The sequence below is a fragment of the Undibacterium sp. RTI2.2 genome, assembly GCF_035018705.1.
Lineage (GTDB): Bacteria > Pseudomonadota > Gammaproteobacteria > Burkholderiales > Burkholderiaceae_D > Undibacterium.
Genome location: NZ_JASJXN010000024.1, coordinates 21,548 through 35,261, shown reverse-complemented (window position 1 = coordinate 35,261; position 13,714 = coordinate 21,548). Strand labels below are relative to the sequence as shown.

The following is a 13,714-nucleotide window of genomic DNA, read 5'->3' as shown; positions in this document are numbered from 1 at the left end:
CAGATATTGAGCTACCGTGCTAGGCGGATGCCAGAGAACTGCCAGCAAGCATGTGCTGGAAAAAAATTCCGATAACTAGCCCGGAGGTGGTTCACTGGCGTCACACAAGAGCCACCTCGCAATACATACTGGTTGACCATAAATTTGCCGTTGTACTCTCCAACGGCGTCTGCTTTGGCGCGAAAACCGGGGTAGGGCGCATAACTGGATTGCGTCCACTCCCATACATCACCAAACATTTGTGTCAGCCCATCCGGGGACAATAGATTGTAAAGATCCTGATCAGGCATAGGATGAAATAGTCCGCTGTCAGAAAAATGACCTTTTAACGGCAAGTTCGCAGCCGCATTTTCCCATTCAGCCTCCGTTGGTAGTCGTGCCTCTGCCCAACGAGCATACGCATCGGCTTCAAAATAAGAAATATGTACGACAGGTTGATCAGGATTGAGTGGAGCTAGTCCGTTCAAGGTAAATTCATTCCAAACGTTATTTTCTTTCACCCAATATAAAGGGTGATGGCGATCTTGTGCTTTACGCCAATCCCATCCTTCTGATAACCAATATTGCGCTTGCTGATAACCACCTTCAGCAATAAATTGAGCGTATTCGCTATTGGTCACTAAACGGGAAGCTAGTTTATACGCTTGTAAATAAACCTGATGTCGTGGTGTCTCGTTATCAAAGAAAAATTCCGTATTTTCTGACTTATTTTCTGAGCTATTGCGACCTAGCTGAACAAGCCCTGCATCAAAATTACACCACATTAAATCTTTTGTAGATTTGGGCAATTTAGTGCGCAGTTCGTTTGGTGGTTCAACTGACTCGGAAATATTTTTATAGCTTGGGAATAACGGGTTGAGTGAAAGTAAATATTTAATATCACTCAGCATCAATTCTTGATGTTGCTGCTCATGATGCAGTCCCAGTTCTATCATTTGCAGCAGCGCTTGGTTGTCGATATTGGACACTAACAATGCTTGAATCCGCTGATCGACATTGGCGCGATAAGCCATGACTTCATCCAAGCTGGGGCGACTTAACATGCCGCGTTGCGAACGAGGATGTTTGTCACCAATGGCGTTGTAGTACGAATTAAACAGAACACGAAATGCCGAGTGATAGGGCTTAAATTCAAGCTCCCAAGACTCCAACACAAAGGTCTCAAAAAACCAGGTGGTATGCGCCAGATGCCATTTGACAGGACTGGCATCTGGCATGGCCTGAACGCAACAATCCTCGGCTGACAGTGGTGCAGCCAGAGACATCGTTTGATTACGGATTGAAGTGTAATTTAGATGTGAATTGATAGATGTCATTGGCAGGACTGTTAGCATTTGATTTGGTTGAATTAACGGAATATAAATAGTTGTAGCGAACTAACAGAAATTTTTGATAAAGAATTTTTAAGGTCTGGCTAGCATCACAGCGAATAAACCATTCTCATCAGTCCACATCTGAGAATGTTTAAATCCGCCTTGCGTTAATAGATCCATAAATACTTCAGGCGTGTATTTGTAGCTGTTCTCTGTATGAATTTTCTCACCTGTTTTAAAATAACGCTTGCCATCAGGCCAAGACACTTGAGTATCTTCGATTGCTTCCAGATGCATTTCAATCCGTGATTCGTCCGTATTAAAAATCGCCAGATGCCGCCATTGCGTGAGCTTGAAATCACTTGCAATAAGACGGTTGATATGATTTAAAACATTGAGATTGAATGCCGCTGTAACACCTGCTGCATCGTCATAGGCAGCTTCCAGAATCGCACTATTTTTTCTTAAATCAACGCCAATCAATAATGCGCCGTCGACATCAATCAATCTCCGGATGCGGGTTAGCAAAGCCAATGCATCCTGGCGATCAAAATTACCAATAGACGAGCCTGGATAAAATACTAAGCGTTTTCCCATAGGTAAATCTTCTGGCAATATGACGTCAGAGGTAAGATCTGCCACCACCGGACGGATGTCAATCTCTGGGAACTCCTGTCGCAAATTACGCACTGATTCGACCAAGAAATCGGATGCAATATCAACGGCAATAAATTTGGCAGGTTTTATAGAGTGGAACAGGCGACGGACTTTTTCACAACTGCCGGCGCCTAATTCAATAATGGTCTGGTCTTTGCCAACTGCTTGTGCGATTTGTTCGCTATAACTGGCCATGATGGATTGCTCTGTTCTGGTCAGATAATATTCAGGCAAAAGCGTAATAGCTTCAAACAGTTCGCAGCCTTTGGTATCGTAAAAATATTTTGGTGAAATCTGTGCGGATGGCTGGCTTAGTCCTTCAATGATTTCGATACGTTGGAGACTTTCTGTATTTGGCATGATGGTGTTAATGTCCATGTGTTTTAAGATCCATGCTTAAGCTTCGTTTTCTTTTCGCGCATCGTCATAAATTCTTCAGCTGCTGTGGGGTGAATGCCGATTGTGTTGTCAAAGTCTGCTTTGGTCGCTCCCATGCGGATTGCGACTGCGAGTCCCTGAATGATTTCCGGTGAATCGGGACCGATCATGTGTGCACCCAGTATTTTTTGGGTTCTTGTGTCAACAATCAACTTCATCAATGTTCGCTCGTGATTGCCGGATAAGGTATTTTTCAGCGGCTTGAAGTTGGAGCTGTAGATATCGAGTTCTCCATATTGCTCTAGCGCGTCGGTTTCTCCTAAACCAACGGTACCAATCGGGGGCTGACTGAATACGGCAGAAGGAACAATACTGAAATCGGGTAAGCTGGGGGTCGGGCCAAACAACGAGTTCGCCAATGCAGCGCCCTCGCGAATTGCCACAGGAGTAAGGGCAATACCATTGGTCACATCGCCAACAGCAAAAATATGTGGAACACTGGTACGTGACGTATGATCAACGCGCACGCCGCCTGATTTGATATCGACACCAATCTTCTCTAGATGCAGATTGTCAATTTGTGGAATTCGGCCAGTCGCATACATGACAGTATCGAACAAAAGATGACCGTGATCACCTTTGTCCATGTTGACTTTGATCAGTCCGTCGTCTTGTTTGATCAATTCGCTTACGGTGCTGTTGAGTACAATCGTGATTCCCTTTTTACGCATTTCCTCTTGCAGATGCAAGCCAAGATCGGGGTCAAAACCACGTAGTACCTGCTCGCCTCGATAAGACAGAATCACCTCTGCACCAAGCGCGTTAAAAATGCCTGCAAATTCGACCGCGATATAACCTCCGCCGACAATTAAAACTTTCTTTGGTAGCTCGGCCAGTTCAAAAGCTTCGTCCGAGGTTATGGCATATTCAATTCCAGGGATTGATGGACGGTAAGGTCTGCCACCAGTTGCGATCAAAATATATTTTGCACGGATACGTTGACCATTCACCTCAACAGTATGATCGTCAACAAAATGCGCACGACCGTTTAGCACACTCACACCAGAATTATTTAACAAGTCCTGATAAATCCGACTAAGACGATCAATTTCTTTGTCCTTAGCGGTAATTAATTTTTTCCAGGAAAAAGTTGGCTTAGAAATTGTCCAGCCGTAGCCCTCTGCATCGGAGAAATCATCAGCGAAATGTGAGGCATAAACTAAGAGTTTCTTGGGAATGCAACCTCGGATAACGCAGGTGCCACCGTAACGGTCGCTTTCTGCAATCGCGACTTTCACGCCATGACTTGCTGCGACACGTGCGGCCCGAACACCGCCGGAACCGCCACCAATCACAAAAAAGTCAAAGTCAAAATCAACATTGCTCATGGAATTCCTTTCGTCTTAAAACGGATTTGAACGATCCATACGGTAGTTGATTTCACTATCAGCCATTATTCTTGGATCAGTCAGGAGAAAATCTTGGCAATAACAAGGAAGTCTATTTTTAAAACGGAAAATGCGCACGTCATATCCAGCAAACAACCTGTGAGCGTTTATTTGCATATGCTTATTCCGGAATGATTATAAACGGCTTAGATTAATGTCACATGACAAGAGAATATTCTCGAAGAGATCGAGAATATTTTTGAGGAGTGTTGGATAGATTGTCGTCAATCAATCACGGCGTGGCAGCATCCTGATCAGAGTATTATCCTTAATAATATAATGATGAAATAGGGCAGCTAAGGCATGTAGTCCAATCAAAAAATATCCTATTGTTGCGGCTGTTTCATGCGCTTCCTTGATTAACCCTGCTGTCGATTTATTTTCTCCAATTAACATTGGTAGTTGCAAACCGAAAAATGGGACTGTTTTCCCTTTCGCACTGAGTATCAGCCATCCTGCAATTGGCATACCGATCATTAAGACGTACAGCGAAATTTTCATTAATTTGGCGAGTATTTTTTGCCAATTGGCTGGCTCAGGTGTAATTATCGGCGCTGTCTGAGTCGCTCGAATTATGACGCGAGCCAATGCAAACAACAGGACTGACATACCTAGCATATAGTGCCAGGTCTTCATCGCGTCCCGCTCTTGACTTCCTTTCGGGAATATATCGCGCAGTTCCATACAGGCGTACACGGCCACAATCAAGATCAACATAAACCAGTGCAGTCCAATCGACAGCGAACCGTAGTTCGAATTGTTATTGCGTAATTTCATACATACTCTTTTTTAGTAGGTTAAAAATATTCAAAGATAAATTTGATTTTTGAATCAAACTTCTCTGGGAGAGAGAAATTTGGTTGCAACGACGAACAAGGTCAACAGCATATTGACACTGATCAGCATCAGCAATAAAACACTGGATGGTGGGGACACAAAATGGAATAACTGACTCATAAAGGGTACAAATAGGGCTAGTCCCAGCATGGTTACTCCTGAGGCGATCACCCACCATAATGCAGGATTGGGTAACTTTAATGAGGCGAAAAAGGGTAATGATGAGGATCGGTTGATCAAGATCAACCAAATGTCACCAACAATCATTGCTGAAAAAGTTAAAGCTCTGGCTTGCTCAGTATGAAGTCCTAATTGCGTAGATCCCATATAAACTGCTACTAAAATAAGTAACAAAAAAACGCCTTGCTGTAGCCCCATCATGAACAACGGCCTATCGAATATTTTCGCCTTTGTAGAGCGTGGAGGGCGGTTCATTACATTCGCTTCCTCTTGCTCCGCCTCAAATACAATCGAACAGGTTGGATTAATCATCAATTCAAAAAAAACGATATGTACCGGCAACCAGATCAAGGGCCACCCCATCATTACGGACAGTATCGACATACCTGCTATCGGGATATGTGCGGCAATGACAAATACGACGGCTTTCCGTACATTATCAAAAATCCGGCGCCCTAAAGAAATCGCCGCCACAATAGAACTGAAATCGTCATCGAGTAACACCAAGGCGGATGCCTCTCGCGCGACATCCGTGCCTCGTCCGCCCATGGCGATACCGATATGAGCTGCCTTTAGCGCGGGTGCATCGTTCACGCCATCACCCGTCATGGCTACAATTTCTCCGATATTTTTTAATGCGACGACGAGCCTTAATTTTTGTTCTGGTTGTATTCGACAAAATACGTTGGCTGAATTCGATGGATTGCTTTGTATACGCTGCTCCAAGTCAATATCGCTCATCCCCTCTAATTCTGATCCTGTAATGGCACCCGACGTAACGTCCAGTCCACTTTGCATTGCGATACTAAGAGCAGTCGCCGGATAGTCACCAGTAATCATCATCACACGAATGCCAGCAGCATGACATTCCGTAACAGCCTTCCTGACGCTAGGTCGCAGGGGATCAGCCAGAGCGATTAATCCGGTTAGCTGAAATTTAAAATCATGTTGAATTTCGGGCAGGTCGCCACGCCGGAAGCTTGCTTTGGCCACGGCGAGTACGCGTAGTCCTTGCTTTGCAACCTGATTAACCTGAATGTTAATCTGTTGCGTCGCGCTTTCCGATAGATGGCATAAATCAATGATTGCTTCGGGGGCACCTTTTGCTGCGATCACATAATCCACAAGATCAGGGGATTGCCACACGCGTGACATTGCAAGCAATTCAGGTGACAGAGGATAGTCCTCAATTAAGCTCCAATTTGCGTGTAGATGTTCGGTTCCACGCAGCGCGATTTTTCCAGCTTCGTTAATGGCTTTCTCCATCGGATCAAACGGATTTCTATGACTCGATAGGATGGCAAATTCCAAAGTTTCATGGAACTTCTCTGGAAAATGTTCTGGTTTTAAGGACTGCATGTCATTAAATTGCTGCACTAGATCTTGTTCGTCAGGGTCTTTTGCAGGAAGTATGATCTGGGACAAAGCCATGCGATTTTCAGTCAAGGTGCCAGTTTTATCGACGCACAGAACAGTCGTCGCACCTAGCATCTCAATGGCAGAAATACGTCTTGCTAAGACTCGCTTTTTTGCGATACGCCACGAGCCTATCCCTAGAAAAATCGTCAGAATCAAAGGTAATTCTGCGGGCAATAATGACATTGCTAAGGTCAATCCCGCTAAAATTCCGGTCATCCAGTCGTTACGGGAGATGCCATACCATGCCATCAAAAAGAGAACCAGAGCGATGCTCGATAATGCGATGACTTTGACAGCGTGCTGAGTCTCAGTTTGGATTCGACTTGGCTCAGTTTCCAATGTAAATAAGGCATTGCCCACACGTCCAAGCGCGGTATTGCCAGCAGTTGCCACTACTTGTGCCTTGCCGGTACCCTGCACCACCAAAGTTCCTGAATAGATACAGGGGTGATCATCGCCACCAGGCATCACCATGTCTTCGCTGAATAGCTCGCTTGCTAATTTTCTAACGGGAATAGATTCACCGCTTAACAGAGACTCATCAACGGTCAGACCTTGACTTTCGATAAGAAAGGCATCTGCCGGAATACGGTCACCTTCAACTAGTAAGATGATGTCTCCCAGAACAACATCTCGTCCTGGAACTCTCTGTTGTGTAGAGTTGCGTAAAACAAGTGCCTGTGGACTAGAAAGATCTCGCAACGCCTCAAGAGCACGTTCACTTTTTTTCTCTTGAGAAAAGCTCATTCCTATAATGATGAAGACGGATCCAAGCAAGATCGCGGCATCTTCTATATTGCCCAACACCAAATAAATAGCTCCACAGGCAATCAATAAAACAAACATAGGCTCGCTAACGATTGTCCACGCGATCGCTTGAAACGAGCGCGGCTTAGCTGACGGTAAATCGTTCCACCCGTTTGTGTGCAATTTTGTTTCTACTTCATTGGTAGTTAAACCGCTTGTCGAATTGGTTAAGATAGACATGAGTTTTCTTTCCTAACATTGATGCGCCGCATAAGAGAGAGCATTCTTGATATAAAAAATGCGAATGAAAATACATCTTTAGGTAATACCAGCTCGAACCCAGATTTTCTAGTAGTACATCTACAATTGTCTTTATAGCGTCAGCACGCAAATCACGATGGTGTTATTGCTCTCAACATCGTACGCTTTTAGGGACTCTATGAGGCGATAGCGATCCAGCCGAAAATCCAGATTCAATATAGTGTTGGGCTATATTTTGGTTTGCTCGATACCGAACAAGCTTGATTGATGAGTCTGCATTATGAATCTTCATTGCGAAGATAATCGTGTCATAAAAAATCTGAGTAACGCTTGATCTAGCTCAAGTAATCTAGTGTTAGGAATTGGCATCCCAGGACAATTTGTCTAAGGTAAAGTCTAAGGCTGAATTGTGTTTGGAAGGCGAATGTGATGTTGGAATAGGTCGAACTATGATTTAGACAAAATACGCGGTGTCATTCATCTGTTTCGCAATTCAATAAAGTCAATTTAAAAAATAAAAACTCAGTTACACAGTAGTAGGCACTGCTAACACTAACTTCAAAACACGCGTTTTAAGTTACGCATAATCTTTATTTCAATGTTAACAGTTCCTAATTTTAAATTAGAAGTACCAGCGATTTAAACTTTTGTGCTAACTACATTGCCGGTTGGTGTCGCACCTTGCAGATTTTTTTCTATATTGGTTAGAAAACTGCTCAGAGTTGCGCTGCTACCTGATTGACCATCTGCCGCCAGTAAATTTGTGAAGCTTTGTTTAAGTGCGTCGATAGCAGAATTAGATGATCCTGATGTGCTTGTTCCTGCGCTGGTAGAGTCCGAGGTGTCAGTGCTTGAGGAGGATAGTTGTTGTATCAGATTTTGTATGCCGCCTTCAAGCTTGCTGATCCCGCCACCGCCATGGTGGTGATGTCCACCGCCACCAGAACCAGATACTGCGCTGCTTGGATCTGTACCTGAGTCCGAGCTTGAGGACGATGTGCTTGAGCTTCCTGAGCTGGATTGTGATTGAAGCGCCGCAAATAAACTTTGCGCAAATGCAGCTAATGCCTGCTGTGGATCTTGTGCCGATGTTGCGTCCGAGGTGCTAGAAGTACTAGAGGTACCAGAAGTTGGCGAGGTGGCTGATGTACCAGATGTGCTTGTGCTATCCGTAGTAGAGGTGCCGCTGATGCCAAGCTGCGCTAGCGCTTGAGTCAGGGCGGATGCAAATTTGCCACCGCCACCACCGCGAACTCGTCCACCGTCTCCGTCACGATCGACGGTCGGCGTTGCGGAGTTGATTGCTGAGACATTGGATGTTTGTAAAGCTGAAAGAGGCGATATGTTTCCACCAATTGACGATATAGACATGATCTTTTCCTTTATTCAATAATTTATACGTGAGTGAATACATCACTAAGCACACCATTTAATACAGCACCAAGAAGACCCTGGGGCATCTTGTCTATATATCGATTTTTACGGTGGTTTAAATCGAAGAATAAGGGGGATTTTCCAATTGATTTGTATCTCTAAGTAGGTATTTAGTTACGTTTTCAAGTAAGTGTAACAATGTACTGTTTTAAGATAAATTCCGTTTGGATTTGATTTTTTATTGAAACATCTGTGAAGTTTTTCAAACACTTCGTGTTGGAAATTCGCTTTGTAGCATAACGATCTTCGTCACCACTTGGAGCAGATTTTCAAAAAATTCTTCAGGAGCATTTAGTGATGTCGGACTAAACGCTGACAATCGGGAGTTCAAGTTCAATTAATTTGAATCGCTTCCAAAAATCTTATCCCAGAAAGCGTTTGTTACACCAAAGTGGCTGATTTTTTTTGATGGATGATGATGCACTGCATGCCAACGTTTACGTCGAAGTAACCAAGCATAATTCGCTCGCCAATGGTGTGTTGCATGATGTGTGATTGTGTATAAAAGATAGCCAGTCAGCAGACCTAAGGTAAGAGACGATGCTCGCCATAAATCAGCTATCACTAAAGTCGGTAAAAAAACCAATCCAAATATGAGCATTGCACTCAAGATCGTCGGTGTACAAATTAAGGCTGTCGGACGTTGATGGTGTTCTTGATGCCATGTACTAAAAGGGCGCACACCATGCAGAACAAAACGATGCAATACGTATTCGATCAAAGTCCAGCTTAGTAAACCAGTAAGTACAAAGGTGATTGTTTTTAAAAATTGTTCTGATGGACTTAATGTAATCAGAAAAGTCGCCATCAAGATGGATGTAATGCTGTAGAAAATAAAATCAACGCGGTACGCCAGCTTGCTTTGTTCCAGGCTAAAAATTTGCATGTTGATCCTAATTATTGACTAAATAGTTGTCAATAATGATCGCGATTATACGACGGGTCTGTACGTTGTCGAACATACAATAAATAAGATCAGGTATAGGCTTAGCTTGAATTGTTATTTTGTATCCAGCTAGGTCAAGAGCGTTTTTTTCAGCATATTTTAGCTAACGTCATTGCTACTCCAGGTTTTTAATTCATCGCGGAAGGTTCTTGATATGAATCCACCTAAGTCATGCGTGTTAACGATTAACGGTGGTTCTTCTAGCATCAAGTTTGCATTATTTGAATCTGGACCGGATTTATACCGAGTTTTCTATGGACAGTTAGAAGGCATAGGGCAGGCAACTGGCCGTTTTATATCCAAAGGTCTGGCACCCGAGGATAACTTCACTCATACGGCCCATCTCCCTGACTATACCAACGCAATTAGCTTACTCATGGCGTGGCTGCAAAAACGGATTGATCCCGCAAGTTTGACCGCAGTAGGACATCGCATTGTGCATGGTGGACCGGAGTATTGGGAGCCACAAATCATCACACTAGCGATGATTAAAACCTTGTTGCATATGAGTCCGTTTGATACTGAGCATTTGCCAGAAGAGATTTTATTGGCAGAAGCCTTCCATCGTCGCTTCCCTCAATTACCCCAGATCGCTTGCTTTGATATGGCGTTCCATCACGATATGCCGCGTATGGCACATCTGTTGCCGATACCCCGTCGTTATCAGGACAAAGGGGTACAGCGTTATGGATTTCATGGATTATCTTGTGCTTTTTTAATGGAGGAATTAGTACGACTTACTAACCACGCCACAGCACAAGGCCGGATAGTGCTCGCGCATCTTGGTAATGGTGCCAGCATGACTGCGGTACACGGCGGCAAAAGTATCGATACCAGCATGGGATTTACACCAAGTTCTGGTTTGCCGATGGGCACACGTTCCGGTGATCTTGACCCGGCATTAGTGTGGTACCTGGTGCGCACAGAAAAAATGGCGATCAAAGATTTTTATCATATGGTGACGCACGAATCAGGTCTGCTGGGTGTATCAGAAATCAGTTCCGATATGCAGGTTTTGATTTCTAAAGAACTAGATGATGTTCGTGCCGCTGAGGCTATTGGTTTGTTTTGCTACCAGGCTAAAAAAACACTCTGCGGCTTAATCGGTGTATTGGAAGGATTAGATACCTTGGTTTTTTCAGGAGGTATTGGTGAAAATTCAGCAGAAATCCGCGCCAGAATTTGCAGCGGATTAGGCTTTTTAGGAATTGAAATTGATCCCGTAAAAAATACCGCCAACAACGAAGTTATCTCTTCTGAGCATAGCGCAATCACGGTGCGTGTGATTAAAACAGATGAAGAATTAATGATCGCCAAAACTGTTTTTCGAATGTTAGGTAAGCATCAGAATACTGCTGAAACTCCACATAGCATTTCCACCGACGCCCCTCCAGTTACTTTTACTAAAGATAACAATGACACCAATTGAATCTGAACAAGTTCAAGGCGAAAAAAACCAGCCTTTAGATCCAGCACACTTAAAAAAGATGCAGGAATATTGGGCGGCTGCTAATTATCTCTCCGTCGGACAAATTTATCTCTACGATAATCCTTTGCTCAAGTTGCCTTTAGAACTTGGACATATTAAGCCGCGATTGTTGGGGCATTGGGGTACGACGCCAGGACTGAATTTTATTTATGTGCATTTAAATCGTGTGATTAAACAACACGATCTGAATATGATTTACGTCACCGGTCCCGGGCACGGAGGCCCGGGCTTAGTTGCGAATACCTATCTAGAGGGAACGTATAGCGAAGTTTATCCGGTCATTACACAAGATGAAGATGGCTTAAAACGCTTGTTTAAACAATTCTCTTTTCCTGGCGGCATACCTAGCCATGTTGCGCCGCAAACACCGGGGTCGATTCATGAAGGTGGCGAGTTGGGATACTTACTCTCGCATGCGTATGGTGCTGCGTTCGATAATCCTGATTTGATTGTCACATGTGTAGTGGGCGATGGGGAAGCAGAGACTGGCCCGCTCGCTACGAGCTGGCATTCAAATAAATTTTTAAATCCGGTATGTGATGGGGCAGTGCTGCCGATCTTGCATTTAAATGGATACAAAATTGCAGGACCAACCGTGCTTGCACGCATTCCGCATGATGAGTTACAGGCTTTGTTCCATGGCTATGGCTACAAACCGTATTTTGTCGAGGGTGACGATCCAGAAGCCATGCATCAGTTGATGGCAGCCACATTGGATACGGTGATCGCTAGCATCAAAGCAATTCAAACAGATGCACGGACAAATGGTTTTACACAGCGCCAGCGCTGGCCAATGATTATTTTGCGCTCCCCCAAAGGTTGGACTGGCCCTAAATTTGTAGACGGCAGACAAGTAGAGGGGACTTTTCGCTCGCATCAAGTACCGATTAGCGATATGAGTCATGCTGGCCATATAGCGATTTTAGAAAGATGGATGCGGAGCTATCATCCCGAGGAGTTGTTTGATACAAGCGGAAAACTACGTGCCGATTTAGCCAAGCTTGCACCCAGCGGTAATCGGCGCATGAGTGCCAATCTACATACGAATGGTGGCATACTCTTACGCGATTTGCAGATGCCAGACTTTAGGGACTATGCGGTTGATTTACTTTATCCCGGCGCTGTTGATATTGGATCCACTACGGTGCAGGCCAAATTTATCCGCGATATTATCAAACGTAATCCGACTAATTTTCGGGTATTTAGTCCAGACGAAACTGCCTCTAACCGTTGGTCTGCAATATTCGATGTGACTAATCGTTGTTCTACAGCCGAGATCATTGCGATTGACGATCATGTCGCCGCCGATGGCCGGGTGATGGAAATGTTAAGTGAACATCAATGTGAGGGGTGGTTGGAAGGCTATCTACTGACCGGGCGGCATGGATTTTTTTCTTGTTATGAAGCCTTTATCCACATCGTTGATTCTATGTTTAATCAACATGCAAAATGGCTTAAAACCGCAAATCATATCCCTTGGCGAAAACCAATCGCATCACTTAATTACCTGTTGTCGTCTCACGTATGGCGGCAAGATCATAACGGCGGTAGTCACCAAGACCCGGGGTTTATCGACCATGTAATGAATAAAAAAGCCGAAGTGATCCGAGTCTATTTGCCGCCAGACGCCAATACCTTGTTGTCCGTTACGGATCACTGTCTGCGTAGCCGTAATTATGTGAATGTGATCGTCGCGGGCAAGCAGCCAGAACCGCAATGGCTGACGATGGAGGCTGCAATTTTGCATTGCAATGCAGGGATCGGTATTTGGGATTGGGCCAGCAACCATACCGATCAAGAGCCGGATTTGGTCATGGCTTGCGCAGGGGATGTACCAACATTAGAAACCTTGGCCGCCGTTAAATTGCTGTGGGAATTTTTTCCGGAAATAAAAATCAGAACCATCAACGTGGTGGACTTGATGAAGTTACAGCCAGACAGCGAGCATCCACATGGATTAAGTGATCAGAATTTTGATGCCTTATTCACGTCGGATAAGCCGATTGTTTTTGCTTATCACGGCTATCCGACCTTAATCCATCGTCTGACTTATCGCCGCACTAATCATCACAATTTGCATGTACGCGGTTTCAAAGAGGAGGGCACAACCACGACGCCATTTGATATGGTGGTGTTAAATGAGATGGACAGATTCCATTTATTTGAGCTGGCAATTATGCGGTTACCACAACTGACCTCAAAGATCGCCGAGGCCAAACAGTTTGTGCGTGACAAACTGACCAAGCATAAGCAATACATAGATGTGCATGGTGAGGACTTACCCGAAATTAGAAATTGGCGTTGGATGGAAGTAAATACATAAACAGACTTTTTCCTTTGCTACCGCATTTGCTATCTGGCACGGCTCGGTAGTACTAAAGACTACATTTCGACGCTAAGTATAGTTTATTTAAATATATACTCCCCAATAGTATATTTAAATTGTCCATAGAATCACTGGTCAATAGGTCAATTTTTTAAATAATATTGGAGAGTATATGTTTTTATATTTCATAAAACTTAAAGGGAATTGTCTCGGAAAAACGTCGTGACGAACATGGCGTTGCAGCATCGTCTTGTGAACTACGTACGCTGCCGAACAGAT

Annotated in this window: 9 protein-coding genes; 2 read left to right on the top strand and 7 right to left on the bottom strand. The window is 44.2% G+C overall.

Going from position 1 to position 13,714, the window contains the following annotated elements:
- Positions 1–11: 11 nt before the first annotated feature.
- The 7 genes from egtB to QN395_RS13895 form a co-directional block, all read right to left on the bottom strand.
- Complete coding sequence (egtB, locus tag QN395_RS13925) at positions 12–1,316, bottom strand: ergothioneine biosynthesis protein EgtB (RefSeq protein ID WP_322118457.1); 1,305 nt, start codon at positions 1,314–1,316, stop codon at positions 12–14.
- 87 nt (positions 1,317–1,403) lie between these two features.
- Positions 1,404–2,330: an L-histidine N(alpha)-methyltransferase gene (egtD, locus tag QN395_RS13920; RefSeq protein ID WP_322118458.1), complete on the bottom strand. Its 927-nt coding sequence runs from the start codon at positions 2,328–2,330 to the stop codon at positions 1,404–1,406.
- A 23-nt stretch (positions 2,331–2,353) separates the two neighbouring features.
- On the bottom strand, positions 2,354–3,736 hold the full coding sequence (gor, locus tag QN395_RS13915; protein WP_322118459.1) for a glutathione-disulfide reductase: 1,383 nt from the start codon (positions 3,734–3,736) through the stop codon (positions 2,354–2,356).
- A 288-nt stretch (positions 3,737–4,024) separates the two neighbouring features.
- Positions 4,025–4,573 carry a cytochrome b gene (locus tag QN395_RS13910; RefSeq protein ID WP_322118460.1) on the bottom strand — a complete coding sequence of 183 codons (549 nt, stop codon included), beginning with the start codon at positions 4,571–4,573 and terminating at the stop codon, positions 4,025–4,027.
- A gap of 54 nt (positions 4,574–4,627) precedes the next feature.
- Positions 4,628–7,219, bottom strand: a complete 2,592-nt coding sequence (locus QN395_RS13905) for a cation-translocating P-type ATPase (protein ID WP_322118461.1) — start codon at positions 7,217–7,219, stop codon at positions 4,628–4,630.
- Between the two features lie 660 nt (positions 7,220–7,879).
- Positions 7,880–8,611 (bottom strand): hypothetical protein, encoded by a 732-nt coding sequence (locus QN395_RS13900; protein WP_322118462.1) that lies wholly within the window; start codon positions 8,609–8,611, stop codon positions 7,880–7,882.
- A 400-nt stretch (positions 8,612–9,011) separates the two neighbouring features.
- Positions 9,012–9,560, bottom strand: a complete 549-nt coding sequence (locus QN395_RS13895) for a sterol desaturase family protein (RefSeq protein ID WP_322118463.1) — start codon at positions 9,558–9,560, stop codon at positions 9,012–9,014.
- A gap of 214 nt (positions 9,561–9,774) precedes the next feature.
- On the opposite strand from QN395_RS13895, the gene QN395_RS13890 reads away from it, so the two are divergent.
- Both QN395_RS13890 and QN395_RS13885 read left to right on the top strand, forming a co-directional pair.
- The gene (locus QN395_RS13890; protein WP_322118464.1) at positions 9,775–11,049 is read left to right on the top strand and encodes an acetate/propionate family kinase; all 1,275 of its coding nucleotides are present in this window, start codon (positions 9,775–9,777) and stop codon (positions 11,047–11,049) included.
- The gene (locus QN395_RS13885; RefSeq protein ID WP_323492211.1) at positions 11,036–13,432 is read left to right on the top strand and encodes a phosphoketolase family protein; all 2,397 of its coding nucleotides are present in this window, start codon (positions 11,036–11,038) and stop codon (positions 13,430–13,432) included. Before QN395_RS13890 ends, QN395_RS13885 begins: the two co-directional genes overlap by 14 nt.
- Positions 13,433–13,714: the final 282 nt, after the last annotated feature.

What these genes read in the sequence shown, in the direction of transcription:
- egtB (WP_322118457.1), bottom strand. Translation starts at nt 1,316, where the DNA reads ATGACATCTATCAATTCACATCTAAATTACACTTCAATCCGTAATCAA.
- egtD (WP_322118458.1), bottom strand. Translation starts at nt 2,330, where the DNA reads ATGCCAAATACAGAAAGTCTCCAACGTATCGAAATCATTGAAGGACTA.
- gor (WP_322118459.1), bottom strand. Translation starts at nt 3,736, where the DNA reads ATGAGCAATGTTGATTTTGACTTTGACTTTTTTGTGATTGGTGGCGGT.
- QN395_RS13910 (WP_322118460.1), bottom strand. Translation starts at nt 4,573, where the DNA reads ATGAAATTACGCAATAACAATTCGAACTACGGTTCGCTGTCGATTGGA.
- QN395_RS13905 (WP_322118461.1), bottom strand. Translation starts at nt 7,219, where the DNA reads ATGTCTATCTTAACCAATTCGACAAGCGGTTTAACTACCAATGAAGTA.
- QN395_RS13900 (WP_322118462.1), bottom strand. Translation starts at nt 8,611, where the DNA reads ATGTCTATATCGTCAATTGGTGGAAACATATCGCCTCTTTCAGCTTTA.
- QN395_RS13895 (WP_322118463.1), bottom strand. Translation starts at nt 9,560, where the DNA reads ATGCAAATTTTTAGCCTGGAACAAAGCAAGCTGGCGTACCGCGTTGAT.
- QN395_RS13890 (WP_322118464.1), top strand. Translation starts at nt 9,775, where the DNA reads ATGAATCCACCTAAGTCATGCGTGTTAACGATTAACGGTGGTTCTTCT.
- QN395_RS13885 (WP_323492211.1), top strand. Translation starts at nt 11,036, where the DNA reads ATGACACCAATTGAATCTGAACAAGTTCAAGGCGAAAAAAACCAGCCT.